This is a genomic window from Veillonella dispar, assembly GCF_900637515.1.
In the GTDB taxonomy this organism is placed as follows: Bacteria; Bacillota; Negativicutes; order Veillonellales; family Veillonellaceae; genus Veillonella; species Veillonella dispar.
This window is the reverse complement of the sequence record NZ_LR134375.1, coordinates 1374609-1398422: the sequence shown is the minus strand read 5'-3', so window position 1 is coordinate 1398422 and position 23814 is coordinate 1374609. Positions and strand designations below refer to the sequence as shown.

At 38.7% G+C, this 23814-nt stretch carries 19 protein-coding genes; 14 read left to right on the top strand and 5 right to left on the bottom strand.

Annotation, left to right across the window (positions count from 1 at the left end):
* Positions 1–52: 52 nt before the first annotated feature.
* From EL171_RS06490 to EL171_RS06435, 12 genes are all read left to right on the top strand, one after another.
* The gene (locus tag EL171_RS06490; protein WP_005387125.1) at positions 53–1534 is read left to right on the top strand and encodes an aminotransferase class I/II-fold pyridoxal phosphate-dependent enzyme; all 1482 of its coding nucleotides are present in this window, start codon (positions 53–55) and stop codon (positions 1532–1534) included.
* A gap of 2 nt (positions 1535–1536) precedes the next feature.
* A complete protein-coding gene (locus EL171_RS06485) occupies positions 1537–2223 on the top strand; it encodes a dTMP kinase (RefSeq protein WP_005387123.1) in 687 nt (228 codons plus the stop codon).
* Between the two features lie 75 nt (positions 2224–2298).
* Positions 2299–3339, top strand: a complete 1041-nt coding sequence (locus EL171_RS06480) for a DNA polymerase III subunit (RefSeq protein WP_005387122.1) — start codon at positions 2299–2301, stop codon at positions 3337–3339.
* Positions 3340–4185 carry a PSP1 domain-containing protein gene (locus EL171_RS06475; protein WP_005387121.1) on the top strand — a complete coding sequence of 282 codons (846 nt, stop codon included), beginning with the start codon at positions 3340–3342 and terminating at the stop codon, positions 4183–4185.
* Entirely contained in the window at positions 4178–4903 is a 726-nt protein-coding gene (locus tag EL171_RS06470; protein WP_005387120.1) for a tRNA1(Val) (adenine(37)-N6)-methyltransferase, read from the top strand. The genes EL171_RS06475 and EL171_RS06470 overlap by 8 nt, the downstream gene beginning before the upstream one ends.
* A complete protein-coding gene (gene rsmI, locus EL171_RS06465) occupies positions 4893–5741 on the top strand; it encodes a 16S rRNA (cytidine(1402)-2'-O)-methyltransferase (protein ID WP_005387119.1) in 849 nt (282 codons plus the stop codon). Before EL171_RS06470 ends, rsmI begins: the two co-directional genes overlap by 11 nt.
* Before the next feature lie 34 nt (positions 5742–5775).
* Positions 5776–7722: a methionine--tRNA ligase gene (metG, locus tag EL171_RS06460; protein WP_005387118.1), complete on the top strand. Its 1947-nt coding sequence runs from the start codon at positions 5776–5778 to the stop codon at positions 7720–7722.
* On the top strand, positions 7722–8492 hold the full coding sequence (locus tag EL171_RS06455; protein ID WP_005387117.1) for a TatD family hydrolase: 771 nt from the start codon (positions 7722–7724) through the stop codon (positions 8490–8492). The genes metG and EL171_RS06455 overlap by 1 nt, the downstream gene beginning before the upstream one ends.
* Positions 8493–8686: 194 nt before the next feature.
* A complete protein-coding gene (ppx, locus tag EL171_RS06450) occupies positions 8687–10234 on the top strand; it encodes an exopolyphosphatase (RefSeq protein ID WP_005387116.1) in 1548 nt (515 codons plus the stop codon).
* On the top strand, positions 10234–11799 hold the full coding sequence (locus EL171_RS06445; protein WP_005387114.1) for a Ppx/GppA phosphatase family protein: 1566 nt from the start codon (positions 10234–10236) through the stop codon (positions 11797–11799). Before ppx ends, EL171_RS06445 begins: the two co-directional genes overlap by 1 nt.
* Positions 11789–13906: a polyphosphate kinase 1 gene (ppk1, locus tag EL171_RS06440; RefSeq protein ID WP_005387111.1), complete on the top strand. Its 2118-nt coding sequence runs from the start codon at positions 11789–11791 to the stop codon at positions 13904–13906. The genes EL171_RS06445 and ppk1 overlap by 11 nt, the downstream gene beginning before the upstream one ends.
* A 426-nt stretch (positions 13907–14332) precedes the next feature.
* On the top strand, positions 14333–15310 hold the full coding sequence (locus EL171_RS06435) for a resuscitation-promoting factor (protein ID WP_005387109.1): 978 nt from the start codon (positions 14333–14335) through the stop codon (positions 15308–15310).
* A gap of 120 nt (positions 15311–15430) precedes the next feature.
* Here the strand turns inward: EL171_RS06435 and msrB are convergent, their stop codons facing one another.
* The 3 genes from msrB to EL171_RS06420 form a co-directional block, all read right to left on the bottom strand.
* Positions 15431–16369, bottom strand: a complete 939-nt coding sequence (gene msrB / locus EL171_RS06430) for a peptide-methionine (R)-S-oxide reductase MsrB (RefSeq protein ID WP_005387107.1) — start codon at positions 16367–16369, stop codon at positions 15431–15433.
* On the bottom strand, positions 16370–17491 hold the full coding sequence (locus EL171_RS06425) for a 5-methyltetrahydropteroyltriglutamate--homocysteine S-methyltransferase (RefSeq protein WP_005387106.1): 1122 nt from the start codon (positions 17489–17491) through the stop codon (positions 16370–16372).
* Between the two features lie 391 nt (positions 17492–17882).
* Entirely contained in the window at positions 17883–18821 is a 939-nt protein-coding gene (locus EL171_RS06420) for a LysR family transcriptional regulator (RefSeq protein ID WP_005387104.1), read from the bottom strand.
* Positions 18822–18925: 104 nt separating this feature from the next.
* On the opposite strand from EL171_RS06420, the gene rnmV reads away from it, so the two are divergent.
* Positions 18926–19453, top strand: coding sequence for a ribonuclease M5 (rnmV, locus tag EL171_RS06415; protein ID WP_005387100.1), 528 nt, complete (start codon positions 18926–18928; stop codon positions 19451–19453).
* 13 nt (positions 19454–19466) lie between these two features.
* The gene (rsmA, locus tag EL171_RS06410; protein ID WP_005387099.1) at positions 19467–20321 is read left to right on the top strand and encodes a 16S rRNA (adenine(1518)-N(6)/adenine(1519)-N(6))-dimethyltransferase RsmA; all 855 of its coding nucleotides are present in this window, start codon (positions 19467–19469) and stop codon (positions 20319–20321) included.
* A gap of 87 nt (positions 20322–20408) precedes the next feature.
* Here the strand turns inward: rsmA and EL171_RS06405 are convergent, their stop codons facing one another.
* On the bottom strand, positions 20409–21656 hold the full coding sequence (locus EL171_RS06405; RefSeq protein ID WP_005387098.1) for a sodium/glutamate symporter: 1248 nt from the start codon (positions 21654–21656) through the stop codon (positions 20409–20411).
* A gap of 476 nt (positions 21657–22132) precedes the next feature.
* Positions 22133–23728 carry a peptide chain release factor 3 gene (locus EL171_RS06400; protein ID WP_005387097.1) on the bottom strand — a complete coding sequence of 532 codons (1596 nt, stop codon included), beginning with the start codon at positions 23726–23728 and terminating at the stop codon, positions 22133–22135.
* Positions 23729–23814 lie beyond the last annotated feature (86 nt).

Sequence of the window (23814 nt, the reverse complement as noted above, 5' to 3'; positions counted from 1 at the left end):
TGCAAAAGGGCATGAGTCTCATTGAGATTCATGCCTTTTTTACGAGGTATATATGAGCAATCAAGAGAAAATGCCTTTTGTAGAGGCTTTAGAATCATATAAGGAACAACATTTTGTGCCTTTTCATACACCTGGTCATAAGATTGGTGTTGAAGCGCCTCAGTTACTAAAAGACTGGATGGGACCGGCACTGCCATATGATTTAGGTGTTATGTATGCCTTAGATGACTTACATGAACCAGAAGGGGTATTAAAGGAAGCACAAGACTTAACAGCTGAGTTATATGGCGCTGATCACTGTTGGTTTTCCATCAATGGCACTACGGCCTTAATTGAAGCGATGATTATGGGGACTGTAGGTCCTGATGAAACGATTATCATTCCTCGAGAAGCACATCGCTCTGTTATAAGTGGATTAGTGTTATCTGGTGCGAAGCCTGTTTATATGGACTGCCAATTTGATGATCGGTGGGGTATCCCTATAGGTGTATCAGTGGAGGATGCTATTAAAACCATGGATGCTCATCCAGAGGCTAAGGCGATTCTCTTAGTGTATCCAAACTATTATGGTGTAGGTGTAGATATTGTAAAGATCGTAAAAGAAGCGCATAAACGAGGGATGGTTGTTCTTGTTGATGAAGCGCACGGACCTCATTTACCATTTTCAGAAAATTTACCTGTTGAAGCCATTGCGGCAGGTGCAGACTTAGTGGCACAAAGCACGCATAAATCGGTAGGTTCTTTGACGCAAACCTCTTGGCTATTAGGCCAAGGGGATAAAATCAATCAGCGTCGCATTACGCAAATGCATCAAATGCTACAAAGCACTAGTCCCAATTACATATTCCTTGCCTCCTTAGATATGGCGCGTCATCAATTAGCCACCGAAGGTAAGGCGCTAATAAGTCGAACCGTAGAATTGAGCCTATATTTGCGTCATGAGCTCAATAAGATTTCAGGTATTACTACTATGGAATACAGAGACATAGAAGATCGAGTGGTAAACTATGACTGTACCAAGGTACTCATCGATGCTAAAGAACTAGGTCTTACAGGTGTTGCATTTGAACGGATGTTACGAGAACATCGTATTGAGGTGGAGTTAGTACAAGCTCATCATGTACTAGTACTCATTACCATTGGCGATACAAAAGAGTCAATAACTGCTCTTATTCAAGCAGTACGGTCTATCAGCGATACGGTGTTAAGTACATCTCATGAATCAAATGATACGAAGGATGAGAATTTGCAAAACCTTAGCAAAGATTCAGCTTTATTGCCTGAGCCTATTGTAAGAGTAACGCCTCGTAATGCTATGTATGCCAATCGGGAGCAAGTACGGTTACAAGACGCACTTCATCGTATAGCAGGAGAGACAATTGCTTATTATCCTCCAGGGATTCCTTGTGTAGCAGTAGGTGAAGTGATTAGTGAGTCTGTGTTACAATATATAGAGAATCGTAAGGCTCTAGGTTATGTACCGAATGGGGCTGATGATATGACATTGGAAACAATTTGGGTGTTACAGGAGTAATTATGGGGACTTTAATCATACTAGAAGGTGGAGATGGCAGCGGTAAGGCTACACAAACTAAACTATTAGTAGAGCGATTAACCAAGGAAGGTCATGCAGTTAAATCTGTAAGCTTTCCGAATTATGATAGCGGTGCTGCTATGCCTATAAAAATGTATCTAGCTGGAGAATTTGGCAAAGATGTGCATGATGTAAATCCTTATGTGGCAAGCTCCATGTACGCTATCGATCGCTTTGCTTCCTTTAGAACTGATTGGGAACAGTTCTATAAAAATGGTGGTATCATTATTGCAGATCGTTATACTACATCTAATATGGTGCACCAAATGGTAAAATATGACGATTTGAAGGAACGTACTGCATTTTTAGATTGGCTTGAAGACTTTGAGTTTAATAAATTTGGCTTGCCTACACCTGATGCGGTATGTCTCTTAGACATGCCTCTTGAAGTGAGTGAAGCCCTTATGGCAGAGCGCACTGGTAAAACGGGAGGTAATACAGGGGATATTCATGAAGGAAATCATCAGTATTTAGTAGCTGTTCACGATGCTTATGAAGAGCTAGTAAAACGCTACGGATGGCACCGAATTCCTTGTGCAACTAAAGACAATGCAAGTCAATATGCATTACGCACTATTGAAGAAATTCATAACGATGTATATCAAGCAGTAGTAAATCTACTACCTTAGGATAGGGCGACTCTTTTAAAAGTCGCCTTTTTCTTATATAATATTAATATTGAGCATGTATTGATAGGAGGAGCTATGACATATTTTGATTCTATAATTGGTCAAGATTCGATCAAGGCACACCTATCGGAACTTGTAAGTCGTAATGCATTACCGCATAGCCTTTTGTTTTATGGTGAAGCAGGTCTTGGTAAGCTAGATATGGCCATAGGTCTAGCGTCTCTATTGTTGGGACGCCAAGTATTTTCTCAACCAAAGGGAGAAGCGTATTTAGCAGATGTAAAAGAAGCACGTCTTGCCAATGGTGAGATGGAAAAACGCATCGAAGCAGAAGGTTTACCTATCTATATGGATAAGGGAGATGCCTTTTGGATTCGCCCTATGAAGACGACACTAAAGGTAGAGCAGTGGTATTCATTATTGCAAGATCATCTGTCAGTAGCGGGGAATGGTAACCGCGTTGTCATTGTGGAGGACTTTCACACGGCCAATGCAGTCATGGCAAATGCTATGCTAAAAACCATTGAAGAACCACCTGAGCAGGTATATTTCATTATTATTACGAACAAGATTAATACTGTATTGCCAACCATCATTTCAAGATGTATGGGCGTAGGATTTAACAGTGTTGATATAGATACGATTCGCACAGCCCTCGTAGAGCGTGGCATCACAGGTGATATTGAACAAGCTTTATTAGCCGGTCATGGTAATCCGCAGTTAGTAGAAAAATTGGCTACGCAAGGTCGCATTGAAATGCTTGAGTTAGCCGTTAAGGTAATGGACACCCTTGCCTTTGAAACGCGATGGTTTTCTATGATTTCCTTAGCTTGTGAAAGTTTGCCTCGTGAAAGCCTATCAGAGTTGATGCACTGGTTGCGTCTCGTAAGTAGAGATATGATGGCTCTTAAGATGGGTGCACAAGATGGACAATTACAAGTACCTATGTACAAAACTCAATTATTACGATTATTACCGCGCTGGTCTATGCAAGCATTGGCTAAGGTTATTACCGAAACATTGCAAGCAGAACGGGCTTTGCGTTTACATATAAAAACCGCTCTCGTGGTGGACGGTCTTTGTATCGCCCTTCATGATGCTCGGGAGGAGGACTAAATGCTAACCATAGTTGGCGTACGCTTTAAAAAGGCAGGGAAGATTTACTATTTTCTGCCTGAACAATTAGAACTATCCGTTGGTGATGGGGTTATCGTTGAGACGGCACGTGGCGTCGAATACGGTACTGTTGTGATCGGACCTAAAGAGGTCTTTGAAGACACTGTTGTAGCTCCTGTTAAGCCTGTTATTAGAAAGGCAACACCAAAAGATTTAAAACAAATCGAGAAGAATAAAGAACGGGAAGAAAAAGCCTTTGAAATTTGTCTCGAAAAAATTGGTAAACGTAAGTTACCTATGAAACTTATCAATGTGGAATACACATTTGATATGAATAAAATTATATTCTTCTTTACAGCGGATGGTCGTATCGACTTCCGTGAGCTTGTTAAGGATTTAGCAACAGTATTTAGAACGCGCATTGAGTTGCGCCAAGTAGGCGTTCGTGATGAGTCTAAGGTACTCAATGGTATCGGCGCTTGTGGCCGACCTTTATGCTGTTCTAATTTCTTAGGTGATTTTACACCTGTTTCGATTCGCATGGCTAAGGATCAAAACTTGAGCCTAAACCCTACGAAGATTTCTGGTGTTTGTGGTCGTTTGATGTGCTGCCTCAATTACGAGGATGATTTGTATAAAAAGGGTGGCGACCTATATGTGAAGAAGGAACGCCCTCAAGCCCCTCAAGATGTGGCGCCTCCAGGTATTGGTAAGGAGGTCGTCACCGATGAAGGCATCGGTAAGGTCTTGAAGGTAAATCATCACAAGCATACTGTAAAGGTACAGCTTGAAGCAGGTCGCACCATTGATTTGAAATGGTCCGAGGTGGCATTGCCTGATGAATGATCAAGAACGACTTGATGATTTAATTATAGATGGCTTACAGATTTATCAGCGCACGGATATGTTTCGCTTTTCCTTTGATGCCATTGCACTCATTCACTTTTGCCAGTTCAATGGTCGGCATTCCTATGTTGACCTTGGTACGGGAACAGGTGTTATGCCGCTCATAGGTACGTCCTTAGGGGCAGGCCATATAACGGGCATTGATATTAATAAAACTCTTATCGAGTTAGCTCAGCGCAGTGTAGCGCATAATCACAAACAAGATGTGGTAACTATGGTATGTGGCGATTATCGGCACATGTCGTACCGCGATGTACAAGATAAACCCATTGATGGTGTTATTGTAAATCCTCCTTTTTATGATTGTGAAAGTGGGGCAAAGCCTACATCTGAAGAGCGGGCTGTAGCACTGCATGATGAACATACCACATTAGAAGATGTTTTGAAGGCTGTACAATCTTTTATTAAGTGCAAAGGGCGCTTGTGGATGATTTATAGTGCTAGTCGCTTACAATATGTGCTGCATGAACTGGAAATAGCTAACTTTCAAGCTAAGCGAATTCGCTTTATTCACGGTATGATAGATAAACCTGCGAAACTTGTACTAATAGAGGCTCTCTATCAAGGTCAGGCTGGTCTTGTGTTAGAGCCACCACTAATCGTTTATGAAAAGCCTAATGTGTACACAAAGGAGGTGTCCTCTTGGTATGAACGATAACGAATGGGGCATCTTATATTTAGTGCCTACACCGATAGGTAATTTAGAAGATATGACCTATCGGGCAGTTCGTATCTTAGGTGAAGTAGATGCTATCGCTGCCGAAGATACACGCCATACAGGCATATTATTAAAACATTTTGACATTAAGAAGCCTTTGATTTCTTATCATGAACATAATAAGGACGAAAAAGGTGCTTATATTATAGAGCTTTTGTTAGAAGGACAGTCTATTGCTTGCGTTAGTGATGCAGGCATGCCGGCTATATCTGATCCAGGGGCTGACCTAGTAATAAAAGCGATTGAAGCAGGTATAACGGTGGTACCACTGCCAGGTGCTAATGCGGCATTAACAGCGCTTATTGCATCAGGCTTAGATACTAAATCCTTTGCTTTTGCCGGATTCTTACCTAAACGGGGCAAACATCGGGTTGAAGAACTACAGCGACTTTCACAAGTAACGGGAACCTTGATGTTTTATGAAGCACCTCATCGTTTGCAAGAGGTCTTACAAGATATGTATGAAGCCTTTGGCAATCGATCTATCACGGTGGCAAGAGAATTGACAAAGAAGTTTGAAACCTTTGTGCGCACCGATTTAGAGAGCCTTGTAAATGATTTGGAACAGCTCACGTATAAAGGGGAATTCGTCCTCATTGTAGGTGGTGCTGATACAGTAGAGTCTGATGCTAGTGCTGTTTCGGATGAACCAGTATCGTATGTAGATGCTGTACAAGCCCTTGTAGAAACAGGGATACCTAAAAAAGAAGCAATTCGCCAGGTGGCAAAGCGTTTTAACGTTTCCCGCCGGGATGTATATAATATTGTAGAATGTTAAACCTTCCCATTCGAAGGTTAGAAGGAGGCTCATCATGGGAGACACAAAAAAAACGTATTATATTACGACACCAATTTATTATCCAAGTGCTAAGTTGCACATTGGACATACGTATTGTACATCTGTAGCTGATACAATCGCTCGATTCAAGCGTTTGGCTGGTTATGATGTACGTTTCTTGACTGGTTCTGATGAACATGGTCAAAAAATTCAACGTGCTGCAGAAGCGCAAGGTATTACACCTCTTGAATACACTACGAATATCGTAAATGGCTTTAAGGCATTATGGGAAAAGATGCATATCTCTAACGATGACTTCCTTCGTACTACTGAAAAACGTCATGAAAAGGTAGTGCAAGAACTCTTTACAAAAGCTTATGAAAAAGGCGATATTTACAAGGCTGAATATGAAGGTTGGTACTGTACACCGTGCGAAACATTCTGGACTGAGCAAAAACTTGGTGAAAATCATACATGTCCAGATTGTGGCCGACCTGTAGAGAAGGTTAAAGAGGAAAGCTACTTCTTTAAACTCGCTAAATATACAGATCAATGGTTGAAATTTATCGAAGAAAACCCTGATTTTATTCAACCTGAATCTCGTTGTAACGAGATGATTCAATTTGTAAAACAAGGTCTTGAAGACTTGGCTGTTTCTCGTACATCCTTTGACTGGGGGATCAAGGTACCATTCGATCCTAAACATGTTGTATATGTTTGGTTCGATGCATTAGTGAACTATATTAGTGCACTCTCTCCATTTGATGGGGATGGCGAATTATACAAAAAATACTGGCCAGCAGATCTTCACTTAGTAGGTAAGGAAATCGTACGTTTCCATACAATTATTTGGCCTATGATGCTCATGAGTCTTGAATTGCCATTACCTAAAAAGGTATTTGGCCACGGTTGGATGATTGTTGACGGCACTAAAATGAGTAAATCCTTAGGTAATGTTATCGATCCTATTCCATTGATCGATACATATGGGGCAGATTCCTTGCGTTATTATTTATTGAGTGAAATTACGCTCGGTAATGATGGTAACTTTACATTGCCTAACTTTGTTACAAAAATCAATGCGGACTTATCTAATGACTTAGGTAATTTGTTGAACCGTACCATTGCGATGATTGAAAAATACCATGGTGGTGTGATTACAAAATGCGATGATATGGACGATTTGGATCGTGATGTATCCACATTAGCCGTTCAAACTGCAAAAGATTTTGAAGCGGCTATGGAAAATATGGAGCTTAATAAAGCGATTAAATCCGTATGGGCCTTTATTGGTCGCATGAATAAATACATTGATGAAACAATGCCTTGGGTATTGGCTAAATCTGAAGATGCTCATGATAAAGCGCGCTTGCAATCTGCTATGTATCACTTGGCAGAAGCATTGCGTATCATTGCAATTATAGTAAGCCCTGTCATCCCTGTAGGTGCTCCCAAAATCTGGGACCAATTAGGACTTGTAGGCTTTACAGATGCTACTCTTGAGGATGCAAAAGTCTGGGGCTTAATTCCAACAGGTACAAAAGTTGTAAAAGGTGATCCTATTTATCCACGTTTTGAAATTCCTGAAATGGTAGAAGTTGTTGTGGAAGAGAAGATTGAAGAAGCTGTAGACACATCTAATATTCCACCATTAAAAGAAAATATTACGTACGATGATTTTGAAAAATTAGATCTTCGTGTAGCAAAAGTTGTAAGCTGTGAAATGGTTCCTAAGTCCAAGAAATTATTGAAATTTGTATTGGATATCGGTGTTGAAGAACGCACGGTATTAAGCGGTATTTCTCAATATTATGAACCAGAAGCTATGGTTGGTAAAAAGGTAATTTACTTGGCTAACTTGGCTCCTAAAAAGATGATGGGCATTGAGTCTTATGGTATGATTTTGTCCGCATCTGATTGGGAAGAACATTTAGAAGTAACAAATATCGAATCTTTACCAGCAGGAAGTGTGGTTAAATAATGAAGCTCTTTGATTCACATGCTCATGTAAATGACGGTCGTTTTGATAACGACCGTGATGAGATGTTACAAGCTTGCTTTGATGCAGGCGTAGAATATATTATGATTCCAGGGGTCGACCGAGGTACTGTTGAATCAGGACTAGCTTTGGCGGAACAGTATGATTGTTTATATGCCGCTGTAGGTACACATCCTCATGAGTCTAAAGATTTTACAGAAGAAGACTATGAGTTCTATAAAGATCAAGCCCTTAATAATGATAAAGTACGTGCAATCGGTGAAATTGGCTTAGATTATTACTACGATTTTTCTGACCGTGAAACACAAAAACGCGTATTCATTCGTCAATTAGAGCTTGCTCGTGAAGTAGATTTACCAATTATCATTCATGACCGCGATGCACATGGCGATATTATGAATATCTTGCGCAATGAAGGTAAGGATAATTGGGGCATTTTCCACTGCTACTCTGGTAGCTGGGAAATGGCAAAAGAAGCTATTAAATTAGGTTTCTACATATCCTTTGCGGGCCCTGTAGTATTCCCTAAGTCTACAAACCTTAAAGAAGTAGCTAAACAAGTACCGTTAGATCGAATTCTTATTGAAACAGATTCCCCATATTTGACACCACCACCATTTAGAGGCCGTCGCAATGACCCAAGCAAGACTCAGTTTGTAGCAGAGGAAATTGCTGGACTAAAAGGTATGAATGTAGATGAGTTTTGTGAGATTACCTATAATAATGGTAAACGTGTATTTGGTATTGAATAATTTTGATGTTAGTCAACATAAATGCTGGTAAATAAAATATTGTAAACGTCTAATGACATTGTTCTAATTCTTAGGATATCTATTCAGAATCATCAATTATAAAACGCGATTCTCCCTTAGCGGTGAGAATCGCGTTTTTCTATGGTATACTAAAGTATATTCATACTGAACTATAGTAAGTCGAGGTTAGTAGCATGAAACGTATTGCATTTATAGATTTAGGATCCAACTCCGTTCGTTTTGTCATTTATGAGATTTCTAAGACCGGTAGTTATCGTCTCATATATCAAGAAAAAGAGAGTGTCCGCTTAAGTGAAAATATGTGGGGCACTCATGAGTTAACAAATGAGGCAATGGAGCGCTCTCTGCGTGCTTTAAAAGGCTTTGTTCATATGGCTGACGCTATGGAGGTAGATACCATAAAAGCTGTTGCTACGGCTGCAGTACGTCTAGCTAAAAATGGGGATGCTTTTATTAAAGCCGTAAAAGAACGAACAGGTCTAGATTTAGAATGTATTGCTGGTGAAGAAGAGGCGCGCCTTGGATTCCTTGGGGTTATCAACACGATTGGCCTTAAAGATTTTATTATTTTTGACTTAGGCGGTGCTAGTACAGAGGTAACGCTAGTAAAAAATCGACATATTGTGAAAGCTGTTAGTCTACCTATAGGGGCACTTACCTTAACTGGAACCTATCAAAAGGGCGATGAGTATACCCCTAAAGAACTAGAAAAAATGACGAAGGCCGTAAAGAAAACCATTAAGGAACATTATTGGCTTCATAATGTGAAGCTTCCTCTATTAGGTATTGGCGGTACAGCTCGTAATATTGCAAAAATAGATCAACGTAAGTTATCATATCCCATTACGAAACTACATAACTATGAGTTACCATATCATAGATTTCACGAAATCTTAGAAGATGTAAAAGGTAAATCCTTAGAGGCCCGTAAAAAAATTAGTGGCTTATCATCGGAACGTGCAGATATTATTATTGCAGGACTCACCATAGTGGATGAGCTGTTTAACTATGTAAATGCTAAGACCCTTGTTGTAGGCGGTTGTGGTTTGCGTGAAGGTTTATTCTACGATTATTACGGTGAGTACTATTTAGGCGGAAATTCTATAATCGATGATATTCTAGTTCATTCTACAGAGAATGTACTATTAGGTATGACAAAGCATGAGCTCGTGCATGCTAAGTATATTACGAAATTAGCTACTACTTTATATGATGCATTAGAGCCACTCCATAAGGCCGATAAGAATTTTAGACGATGTTTGATTGCAGCGGGACTGTTGCATGATATAGGTAAACGAGTTAATTATTATAGTCATGCTCGTCATGGCTGCTATATGCTCGTCAATAGTAATTTATATGGGATTTCTCATGTTGAACAGGCGTTTAGTGCATTCTTAGTCATGAATTCTCATGGATTGACGCCAAAGGAATATAAGAATTTCTTATATGGTAAATTGTTAGATCAAGAACAACGCTCATTAGGTCAAAAGCTTTCTATTATTTTAGCGATTGCAGAGGCTCTTGATGAAAGCCATGAACAATTTATCAAACAGTTAGAGGTAAATATTAAATACACTAGTGTAGTCATAAAAGTGTTCTATTTAGAAGGACGCGATGTGAGTGTCACTAGAACGGCGGTAGAAAAACTTTCAAAATCATTTAAAAAAGAATTCGAGAAATCCTTAGAAATAGAATGGCATGAATCTCGTAAGGAGGCATAATGGCATTACCAAAAACATTACGATATGCAGTACTACATGTGGGATCCAGTAGCATGAGTATTACCATATTAGAATATAAAGGCATAGATGATGTACGTGTTATAGATTATGCGGCGCGGGAGGTAACTTTTGGGGAAGAATTATTTCAAACATCTCGCTTGAGCTTTAAAACAATTGAAGAAATCTGTCATATTTTAAAAGGTTATAAGCAATTAATGGCAGATTATGGCGTGAGTCGTTCTAAACTATATGGTACGACCGTAATACGCGAAGCCGCTAATCGTCGTAGTATTCTAGATCAAATCTATATTCAAACGGGGATGCGCGTTGAGGTCATCGATATGCCGAAAGAGGTATATTACAAATATGCTTTGTTATATTACAAGATGACGCATCAATATAAACTGACAGATCCTACTAAGGCAACATTATTCTTGGATATTACATCTGGTGGGGTAGGCTTAACGGTTTGGCGTGGTGAGAATTTATTGTTCCAACGCAATATGCATAGTGGGTCCTTACGGGTTATGGAGTCATTTAATCGAAATCAACGATCTTCCATATCATTCCCAAGGGCTATTACAGAATACTTACATCGTATGATTGGCCCTCTTCGTGAAGAATTACAAACTTTCAATATTAATAGTATCGTCTTATCTGGTGATGAGGCGCAATATATGACTCATTTAATGGGGCAAGAAAATAATAAAGAAGACATTATTACTATTGAGCCAGAACGATTTAAAGGGCTTATCAATTCTTTTGACGGTGTGACAGCTACCAAGTTGATGAATCGTTATAAATTACCTGAATATAAGGCCAATATTTTAATGCCTACCATGATTTTATTTAATGAAATCATTACGGCCATAGAGCCTAAATCATTAATTTTCAGTAGCTTTTCATTCTCTCAAGGCATTAGTTGGTTCTACGGTGTGGAAACCGAGAATAATCCGTTTATGTATCAATTGCGTGAACAAAATGCACAGTTAGCGCGTGCTGTTGCTGCAAGATATCATACAGACCGAATTCATGATGCCGAGGTAGAGCTATTTAGCTCCTTATTCTGTAAAGCATTGCGACATAAAGGTTTACCAGAACGGTGGGGCTATCTATGTCGTATTGCAGCCATTCTTTGTTCTGTAGGCAAGTTCGTTAATTTACGAAATCATGGAGAGCATGCGTATCATATTGTAATGGGGACAGATATATTTGGCCTTTCAGAAGAAGAAAAACAAGTAGTTGCTAATGTTGTGTATTACCACTACAAGGGAACTCCAAATGATGACGACGCATATTTCAATGCATTAACAGAATTACAAAAAATTCAAGTTACCAAGCTGGTAGCCATCATTCGGGTTGCTTGTGCACTCGATGCAGGTAGTAACCAAAAAATCTCTGAAGTAACATTAGAAGAACGAGATAATGTACTTTATGTATTCTGTCGTACTAATGAGGATATTTCATTAGAATGGTGGACCTTTGACCGTGATTCGGAATATTTTACAGAGGTATTTGGTATGGAAATTGTACTAGTAAGGGGAGGGGATCGTCATGTTCAGTAATGCAAAGTATTATTTTAACCGTGAATTATCTTGGTTAAAGTTTAATCAGCGCGTTTTATTAGAGTCTATTGATACTAATACTCCTTTATTAGAACGACTTCGATTTATTGCTATTGCTAGCTCTAATTTAGATGAGTTCTTTATGATTCGTGTGGCTGGATTACGTCATCAAGTTGTGAATGGCATTGTTAAGTACGATGCGGCTCATATGGATGCTAAGGCACAGTTAAAGGCTATTGATGAGTCTGTACAGCGCCTCGTATCGATGCAAAGTACATATTTAAAGAATGTATTGTCTGAATTAGAATCTCATGGATTTTATTTTACCTATCCAGAACAGTTAGATGTGAAATCTAAGGCTTGGTTACGTCACTATTTTGAAGAACATATCTACCCTGTTGTAACACCTCTAGCCGTTGACTCTGGACACCCATTTCCATTTTTAACAAACCATACCATCAATGCCATTATACGTATTTTTCAAGTATTGCCAGATGGTACAAAAGATTATAAAATCGCAATCTTACCAATTCCGTCTGTGTTAAATCGTATCATTGAAATACCTAGTCGTAGTAATAAAGAGCATCGTTTTGTATATTTGGAGGATGTGATTACCTATTATGCTACTCAATTCTTCCAAGGTTATGGTATAGAAGATTTTATGGTGTTCCGTATTACTCGTGATGCGGATTTAGAAATTGATGAAGAAGAAGCAACAGATTTGCTTTCTGAGGTAGAAGCATCTTTGCGTCGTCGACGTCGTGGTGATGCAGTACGATTAGAGGTTTGTGGTGATGTAAAGGATAATCTATTGGACTTTGTGCTCACTAGTGTTGAATTAGAGCCAAAGGACGTATATCGTATAGATGGTCATCTTGATTGTCGTATGTATTTTGATTTCTGCAACTATCCAGGTCTCGATCATCTTCGTTATGCTCCATTTGAACCTAAACTTCCTAGTGAATTAGTAGAGCACGAAGGGGAAAGTCTATTCTCTGTTATTGGAAAGCAAGACTTATTTGTTCACCATCCCTTTGAGTCTTTTGCGGTGGTAGAACAATTTATAGCACAAGCAGCTACGGATCCAGATGTATTGGCTATTAAACAAACATTATATCGCGTCAGTGGCGATTCGCCTATTATAGCATCGCTTATAAAAGCGGCTGATAATGGCAAGCAAGTAACCGTACTTATGGAGGTTAAAGCACGGTTTGATGAAGAAAATAATATTCATATGGCACGCCGCCTAGAAAAGGCTGGCTGCCATGTTATTTATGGCTTGAAAGGACTTAAAACTCACTCCAAGATTACCATGGTTGTTCGCAGGGAAGATGCGGGTATTAGGCGTTATGTTCACCTAGCTACAGGTAACTATAATGGCAAGACAGCACGGATGTATACGGATTGTGGCATATTCACATGTAATGATGAATATGGCGACGATGCATCTCGCTTCTTCAATTTAATTTCTGGTTATTCCGATCCTCCAATTTGGAATAAATTTATTGTAGCCCCTTTAAATTTGCGGGAAAAGATAATGGAATTGATTGACCGTGAAATCGAATTCGCAAAACAGGGAGAAGAGGCATATATCATTGGCAAAATGAATTCCTTGCTCGATAAAGAAGTCATTGCTAAACTATATGAAGCTTCTGCTGCAGGTGTTCGTATTGATCTTATCGTTCGTGGTATCTGTACACTACGGCCTAGCATTGCAGGTGTTAGTGATAATATAACGGTTCGTTCCGTCGTAGGGCGTTTCTTAGAACATCATCGTTTATTCTATTTCCATAATGGGGGGAATGAAAGTCTATTCCTATCTAGTGCAGACTGGATGCCGAGAAATTTAAATGAACGTGTAGAACTTATGATTCCTATTGAAGATAAACGGCATAAGGAGCGCGTTAAAGGTATTTTAGATTTATATTTAGAAGATACCTTAAAAGCTCATATTATGAGAGCAGATGGCTCGTATCGTAAAATTAATGATAGAGAACATCCAATTTCTGCTCAAGAGGAACTTATGAAAGAAGCTATTGCTCGAGAACACAAGGAATCGATGACCGTCATTGAGCGTTTACAACCAATGTTTAAGATGAATAAATGATGAAATTCACACATAGTGTTGAATGATGAATTTTAATGCATTTATATAATACTGAAAAAGCCTGTTTTTACAGGCTTTTTTACATGTATACATATTTAAAAATGAGATAAAAATGAAGTTTTCTGATATGTAGAAAATTTTGGTAACAATTGAAAAACACATAAAAATACAATTTATGTTATAAAAAATCCTAGCATACTATATATGGTAGTGGTATCGTATATATGTACACAATTCGGAATATATTGTATAGTATTAAAAAATATAGATATGTACGTATGCAGTGGACTTTTTGTAAAAATATAGAAAATTATATTAATAAAAAGTCATAATTTACATAGGTTTATCTCCTATTGTTAACCCTTGGTGTTTGACAGGTTATATCTATCTGTAGTAGAATAATTACATTACAGGAGGGATTACAATATGAGAATTCATAAGACACACAAACGATATATTTCGTCTGTTGTTGCTGGATTGATTGTAACAGCTGTAACTATGACAGGTTTTTCTTATAATGATAAAACCGTTACCGTTATGGTAGATGGTGCAGCACACACTGTTAGAACACATTTAAATTCTAACGAAGGTATCGTACGCGACGCTGGGGTTAAATTAAATCCAAATGATAAAGTTATTTCCAGCTCAACATCTGTTCAAAATGGTACAACATTAACTGTTGTACGTGCTATTCCAGTTTATGTAACTGTTAATGGTAAGACTAGAGCTGTTTTCACAACAGAAACAACTGCACAAGGCGTTGCTAATGAACTTGGTTTCAAAATGCCTAACTACGCTGTAGTAGGCGATGCAAATGGTTCTGTATTAAGTGGTACACATATTACAATTGCACAAGTAACTAGTCGATCCTTGTCTACTGTAGATCAAGAAATTGCTATTCAAGTAATTCGACAAAAAGATGATACAATGGCACAAGGTGAAGAAGAGGTTGTTCAAGTTGGTCAACCTGGTTTAGAACGAGTGCAACGTGAAACATTATATAGTAATGGTACAGTTATTAAGACTAATGACGTATCTAAAGTAACACAACGCGAAATGGTACCTACTATTATTAAAGAAGGTACTCGTGAAGTGACTACATCTCGTAATATTGCTGGTCGCTCATCTCGTGCTATCGTAATGGAAGCTTCTGCTTACCTTGCTGGCGATGGTGATGGTGCTGGTATTACGGCAACGGGTGTACCTGCAGTACGCGGTATTGCAGCGGTTGACCCAGATGTTATTCCATTGGGTACACGTTTATTTATCCCTGGTTATGGTGAAGCTATTGCTGCCGATACAGGCGGTGCCATTGTGGGTAACAAAATTGACCTTGTAATGGACTCTTATGGTGAGGCTATGGACTTTGGTCGCCAAGACGTTACAGTGTACGTATTGGACTAATATGATGATTTAGAGGATATATCTATAAGATATATCCTCTTTTTTGTTGTACTTACTTAGCTCAGTAAGTAATCACAATAGATATAGTAAAAGGACGCCTTATGATTAAGGCGTCCTTTTTTAGTCTTCGATATATGGAATTAGATATTCGTACTTTGTACCTTTTAATTCATCTTTAGGGATAAATCGTAAAGATGATCCATTGATACAGTAGCGCAATGAACCATTAGGGCCATCTTCAAATACATGGCCTAAATGGGCATTACCAATGCGGCTGCGAACTTCAATCCGATTCATGCCATGAGAGTCATCTTGATAGTATTTAATAACATCCTTTGCGATTGGCTTTATGAAGCTAGGCCAACCACAGTGAGATTCAAATTTATGGGCGGACACGAAGAGGGGTTCTCCTGTAGTGATATCTACGTACAGTCCTGGTTTGAATTCATCAGTTAGATCATGGCTGAACGGCGCATCGGTAGCAGAGTTCTGTGTAACTTCGAACTCCTGTGGAGACAAAGCCTTGAGCTCTTCCTTAGAAGGTTTATTATAGGCGTTATCATCTACAAGTGGTTCATCAGATAGGCCTAGTGGAATATGACAATAACCAGTAGGGTTTTTATCTAAGTAATCTTGGTGATATTCCTCTGCAGAATAGTAATTAGATAGAGGTAATACTTCAATAGCAAAGGGCTTTCCTTCGAAGGATTGCGCACGAGCTAAAGTACTTTCAATAATAGCCTTATCGGCTTTATCTATATAGTAAATACCAGTTCGGTATTGAATGCCTACGTCGCCACCTTGTTTATTAATGCTGAATGGATCGATAGCGCGTAAGAAGTATTGAATTAAGTGATCTAAGGAAAGTATATCTGCATCGTATGTAACCTTTACTGCTTCCACGTGACCGCTATCATGACAGACATCTTCATAACTTGGATTTTCCGTAGGACCATTGGCATAGCCTACTTCAGTGGAAATCACGCCAGAGATTTTTCTGATATACCCTTGAAGGCCCCAGAAACAACCGCCCCCTAAATATATTGTGTGTTCGTTCATTTAATCACCCCAAACTTCATGAGCTATTTCTTTAACTAATGCAAGTTTAGCCCATTGTTGCTCTTCGGTCAATTGGTTGCCGATTTCACAAGATGCAAAGCCACATTGAGGGGATAGGCAAAGTCTTTCAAGCGGAATATATTTTGTAGCTTCTTTGATACGTTCTTTGATAACTTCTTTATCCTCTAATTCTGGGCGTTTAGATGTAATAAGACCTAATACGACCTTTTTATTAGGAGACACTTCACGCAATGGTTCAAAGCCACCAGAGCGATCATCGTCAAATTCTAAGTAGTAAGCATCTACATTTTCTTTTGCAAATAGAATTGGTGCAACTGGTTCATAGCCACCGCTAGCAGCCCAAGTAGAGTTATAATTACCACGGCATACATGGGTTGTGAACGCTAAGTCATGAGGGCGACCTTCAAGCGCTAAGTTGTTTAAGCGTAGGTACTTAGCTGTTTCGCCTTCAATAGTAACACTTTTATCTTTTTGACGACCAGTCCAGTAAGCGTGGTCACAGCACATACCCCAAGTGCAATCATCAAATTGGATGTTGCGGCAACCTGCTTCATAGAGGTCTTTAATTACTTGACGGTATGCAGCAGCAATGTCTTGAATTAATTCTTCTAAATCAGGGTAGAAGGAGCGTGTTGTAATACCGTTATCCTCGCGGAATAATTCGGCTAAGAATTGGGATGGAGCAGGAATTGTTTGACGAGCTGTAGTATGTTCATCTTCAAATTGTTTTACAAATTTGAAATGTTCTACAAATGGATGGTTAGTACCTGTAATTTTACCAGTAAGGGCGAGGGAGCCTGGCGCTGTTTCTTGACCAACGAATTTGTAACCGTGTTCAAGTTCAATTTCTTTTACGCCATTGAATCCCCACATGAAATCTAAGTGCCAGTATGCACGGCGGAATTCACCATCAGTAATAACAGGAAGACCTGCAGCTTTTTGTTTTTGAATGAGGTCTGTAATAAGACGATCTTCAACAGCTGTTAGCTCTTCTCTTGTAATATTTCCTTTTGTAAAAGCTTCACGAGCTTCTTTTAATTCTGCAGGGCGTAGGAAAGAACCTACGATATCAAAATGAAATGGTGCTAATTGTTTGGACATATATAATCCTCCTTATATAAACGGTAAAACCGATAGATTCGATAGGTTTATTATAACTAAGGATGAGCATATATAAAAATATCAATATATTAATGTTGTATATAGTTTTAAGTTATATCAGAGAGTTATTTTTGCGCTTCAGTTATATCGAGATGTAAAAGTAATATAGTATCAACTCAGTTGTGGCATATCTTATTCTATCTTATGCTTTTCTTTGGTTTAGTTGTTAGCAGTTAGATTTCCTACATATATTAAAAAGCACTCTCTAAATGAACTGCACCCCAAAAATTGGACACAATTTTTCGAGGTACAGTTCAAAATCGAGAGTGCTTTTATTTAAAGTTATACTATTATGTAGAGCAGTTGAAATATAATCAAGAATCCTACAATATTATTCCTTTGTTTCAGGTAGTTTAATATGTCTACCGTAGTTGCCTACATACTGTTCTAAGGCTTGAATATACTCTTGTCCTAAACGACTGCGATGCATTTTGTTATTGGTAATGTAACCGATATGCATTAAACCTTCTTCAGCAAGAGGAACAGAGATAATATTCTCTCCGTTTACTTCTTCATCGATAACACCACTAGATACGGTATATCCATCTAGACCAAGCAATAAACTAAAGAGGGATGCTCTGTCGCGTACACGAATATGTTTTGGTCGTACAACGGTACTAAAAATTTCTTCAGAGAAATAGAAGGAGTTGTGATCGCCTTGTTCAAAGGAGATATATGGATATTCCTCTAATTCGTCCATAGATACAACCTTTTTATTCGCTAATGGGTGGTTTTTGCCTATGAAGATATGTGGGTGTGCAGTAAATAACTCTGTAAATGTTAATTCATTAGTGTGAATTAATTTCTCTAGTACAGGTCTATTAAAATCATTATAGAAGAGTAAACCAATCTCACTCTTCATATGAGCTACGTCATCAATAATCTCATAGGTTTGAGTTTCTCGTAAGGATACATCATATTGATCGATACCTGCGCCTTTTAAAAGCTCTACAAAGGCGTTAACCGCAAAGGAGTAATGTTGCGTAGAAACAGAGAATTGTTTTTTACCACCGCTTTGGCTTTTATATTGCTCTTCCAATAAAGCGGCTTGCTCTAGTACTTGGCGTGCATAGCCGAGGAAACGTTCCCCTTCTTTAGAAACAGTAATCCCTTTATTGGTACGGTCGAAAATGGTAATGCCCATTTCCTTTTCCAATTCCTTAATAGCCTTTGTTAGACTTGGTTGTGACACGAAGAGTCTCTTAGCAGCTTCACTAATACTGCCTATATTTGCAATTGTTGTGACATACTTTAATTGTTGTAAGGTCATAATGGCCTCCTTTTATATATTACACTACCTATACTACTCGATTATAAGTATTTAAGCAATGTTATATATATGTTACAATGTACTAATAGAATAAAGGAGGACCTATGCTTAAACAAGTCATCGTAGTAGAAGGAAAATCTGATATACAACGTATTGCACAAACCGTGGAAGCAGACTGTATTGCTACAGAGGGTTTTACACTTCGTAAAGGTGTTATTGATATGATTCGTGTAGCTTATGAAAAGCGAGGTATTATCATATTAACCGATCCTGATACAGCAGGGGAGAGAATTCGTCGTGTATTAACAAAAAAATTCCCTAATGCACAGCATGCTTTTGTCCCTCGTGATGAAGCGTTTGCAAATGATGATATTGGCATAGAACAAGCATCTCCAGAATCCATTAGAAAGGCTTTATCCACATTACATGTAGAATCCTTGGAATCATCTAACGAATTTTCTATGGTAGATCTAGTTCGTCATGGGTTATCAGGCATGCCTGATAGTGCTGCTCGCCGTGCGGTTATTGGGGCTAAGTTAGGCATTGGTTATGGCAATGGGAAACAGTTTTTATACCGTTTAAATCACTATGGTATAAGTCGAGATGCTTTTGAAGAGGCTGTAAATAGTTAAAATAGGAGTTAAGATGTTAGAATCAGTAATTGCAAGCCCTGAAGTAGTACATTATATATGTAAACGCTTCGATATTAAAATGAGTAAGAAATTAGGGCAGAACTTTCTTATTAAGAGAGGTATTGTAGACGAAATTGTACATGCTGCGGAATTGACACCTGGTGAACCTGTACTAGAGGTAGGTCCTGGTATTGGCACATTGACACAGGGGTTAGCACAAAGTGGTGCTGATGTAACGGCCATTGAGTTAGACCGTCGCTTATTAGAGGTTCTAGATACTACATTGGCTTCCTATGACAATGTACGTATTGTCCATGGGGATGTGTTGAAACTCGATGTGCCAACCATTATGAACCATAAACCATTTAAAGTGGTTGCTAATTTGCCATACTATATTACAACACCTATTATTATGTCTCTATTGGAAAGTAAATTACCCATAGAACGCCTTGTTGTAATGGTGCAAAAAGAGGTGGCCTTGCGTATGGTGGCTAAGCCAGGTACAAAGGATTATGGTGCATTGTCTGTAGCTGTACAGTACTATACTGAGCCTGATATTGTACTTGATGTACCGCCTAAATCTTTCTTACCGGCTCCAGCTGTAACGAGCTCTGTTATTCGTTGTGTATTGCGTGACAAGCCTCCTGTTGATGTTATTGATGAGAAACTATTCTTCCGAGTGGTGAAAGCTGGTTTTGCACAACGACGGAAAACATTTGCTAATACAATGAAAACAACGGGATTATCAAAAGATAGAATCGAAGAGCTATTAGCAAAAGCCAATATCGATGGGCAACGAAGAGGGGAGACTTTTACCCTTCAAGAGTTTGCTGATGTAGCCAATGCATGGGCGGCTTTAATTAAATAGAATAATGTAAAAAGAGCTTATTAGATTGATAACATATCATTCTAATAAGCTCTTTTCATAAAAAAAGGACCCGAATGGGTCCTTTTTTTAGTAAAGAATGCCAGCCATTGTTGTAATTAGGAAAGCATTAGCAAAGTCGATTAAGAATGCACCTACCAAGGAAACTACAAGCCATGCACGAGGGGATGGACCATGTTTACTTGCTAAGGATAACATATTAACCAATGCATTTGGTGTAGCGCCTAAGCCGAAGCCGATGGCACCAGAACCAAGCATAACTGCATCGTAGTTGCGACCAAATAGGAAGTAGATAAGGTATGCAAATACACAGATAAGTACCATTTGTGCAACTAAGATTGTAATAAGTGGTAAAGCAAGATCGATTAATTGAACTAGTTTCAAGCTATTGATAGCCATAGTTACGAATAGAGATAATGCTACATTGGATACTGCATCAAGAGCTGCATCGTTGATTTTGTAAGCTTTTGTGAAATCACCAAAGTTACGGATTACAGCTGCACAAATCATTGCGCCGATGTACGCAGGTAGTGGAGTTAAGATAGACAAACCAGCACTTACGATAGTACCGATACCTAATGCAAGGCCAATCCACATACAGATTGTTAAAAGGTCTTGAGAATTAAATTGTTTGCCACCACTTTCAACGTGATCTTCGATCATGTCGATGCCTTCATCTTCCATTAACTCAGGATTTTCGTAAGGTGTTTTAACTTTGTGCATTTTAATAATGCGTTCACCTACAGGAGCACCGAGAATTGTACCAGCTACCATGCCGAATGTTGCGGCTGCAACCGCTGCTGATGCTGTACCAGGGATACCAAGCAATTGTTCGTAATATGGGCCGAAGGCGCCAGCAGTACCAAGACCACCAATCATGGATACGGAACCAGCCATAATACCGATGATTGGTTCAATACCTAAAGCTTTAGCAATCATAATACCTGCTGTATTTTGTACAACAATCCATACTGCACAAGCGAGGAAGAAGAAGATAATGAAGATACCGCCTTTTTTGAGGACTTTCAAAGAAGCCATCAAACCGATAGTGGTAAAGAAGGCAAGCATTAAGAATGTTTGTAGGGAACCTTCAAAGGTAATGTTCAAAATCTTGTAGTAAGAAAGAATGGCAGTTAAGAATGCAAATGGCAAAGCCCCTACAGCTGGTGCAGGCATACACATACGTTGTAAGAACTTGGAATGCTTGTTAATCCAAGTACCAATGAATAACGTGATTACAGCGAGGCCTACAGTTTGAATCATGGACAGTTTCAAGGTCCATACATCGTTGACTAACGCTAAGTCAATAAGTGGCATAAAATCACTCCTTTAAAATAAAAAATAAAACTTATATTTTATGGTATCATGAATGGTCGAAAAAAACTATAGAATATATAAGGCATAATAATTATATATTATTTATTTTCAACACTCACAACAACAGTAAAACCATTAGGTTTTATATATCTATATTAGATATATATCTATTTATAATATATTTATATTATATACAAAAATACGAGAAAGTAATAGTATAAATCACTTCTCTACATAATCATACTATATGTATTCGACTAAATTCTGTGATTTTCCTGCCTATTATAAAAAAAATAAACTGGAATATATTTCTAATTTTTATATATTGAGAAATATATTCCAGTTGTTATTATCTGAGGATTTATAGTGTGCTTAACTATTGAGGTTTGCAGTTAAGCCACTGTCTGCTACATAGTACATCTCGCATTTAGAAGTGCGAAGTATAGATTTAGAAAGATAAGCTATAAATGCCAATACTATAGTTCGTGATGAAGTTTTGGGGTTGTTAAGAATGTAACATCAGGATTACGCTCTTGAACCCAACCCATTTGCCATTCATTGGAGATAAGCACTACCGTACGATCGCGATTATCCTTAACAATCATCGCATTATCTACACCTTTTAAAGACGCAATATCTACTTCACCATCAATCCAACGGGCAACACTGTATGGCAATGTATTATTTAATAAATCAACACCATATTCATTTTTTAAACGGTATTCTAAAACTTCAAATTGAAGCATACCTACGGCACCAACTACGAAGGAGTCGAGGGCACCTGGTTGTTCAAAGATTTGAACTGCACCTTCTTGAGCCAATTGTGTCATGCCTTTTTGGAATTGCTTACGCTTCATAGTATCTTTTGGAGATACGCGGGCGAAGAATTCTGGTGGGAACACAGGGAAGTCCCCAAATGTTACCTTGTGTTTTTGAGCACACAGTGTATCGCCTACGCCCATTGTACCAGCATCGAAGACACCAATAATATCGCCAGGATAGGCATCTTCTACGATGGTACGTTCTGTGGCCAAGAATTGTTGAGGCTGAGACAAGCGAATCGTTTTGTTAGATTGGCGATGCAATACGGACATACCTTTTTCGAATTTACCAGAGCAGATACGCATAAATACGATACGGTCGTGGTGATTAGGGTCCATATTGGCTTGGATTTTAAATACTAAGGCGGAGAAGTCTTCGCTTGTAGGTTGCACCATTTCTTCTACGGCTTGTCGTGGAGCAGGGGATGGAGCTAGTTCTAAGAATTTTTCTAAGAATGGTTTTACCCCAAAGTTAGTCATAGCAGAGCCGAAGAACATTGGCGTTAATTCGCCTGCACGAACCTTATCAAAATCGAATGGATCGCCAGCAACGTCTAATAATTCAATATCATCAAGCAATGCTTGGTATACGTCATCACCTAATAATTCTTTCATGCGAGGATCCGTTAAAGCACCTTTTTCAGAGGCTAACTTTTCTTGACCATGTGTTTCGTCTTTTGCGAATAGCTCGATAGTTTCGTGCTCTCTATCGTATACACCTTTGTATTCACCGTTGATACCAATTGGCCAGTTCATAGGGCATGTACGAATGCCAAGAACGTTCTCGATTTCTTCCATCAAGTCAAATGGGCTGCGACCGAAATGGTCAATTTTGTTTACAAAGGTAAAGATAGGGATACCGCGTTCTTTAGATACGGCAAATAGTTTTTTCGTTTGCGCTTCGACACCTTTTGCAACGTCGATCAGCATGACAGCACTATCGGCAGCCATTAATGTACGGTATGTATCTTCAGAGAAATCTTGGTGACCAGGGGTATCGAGGATGTTGACACGACAGCAATCGTAGTCGAATTGCAATACGGAACTCGTTACGGAGATACCACGTTGTTTTTCGATTTCCATCCAGTCAGATACGGCGTGTTTTGCTGTTTTACGAGATTTAACTGACCCCGCCAAGTGAATGGCACCACCGTATAAAAGTAGTTTTTCTGTTAATGTAGTTTTACCCGCATCCGGGTGAGATATGATAGCAAACGTACGCCGACGTTGCACTTCTTCTAAAAATGTCATAGTTCACCTCTATTGTTTCGTTTGTGAAAGTCTTATTTTAATATATCATCTTCACACCATTCATATCTTTAAAATTATACATGATT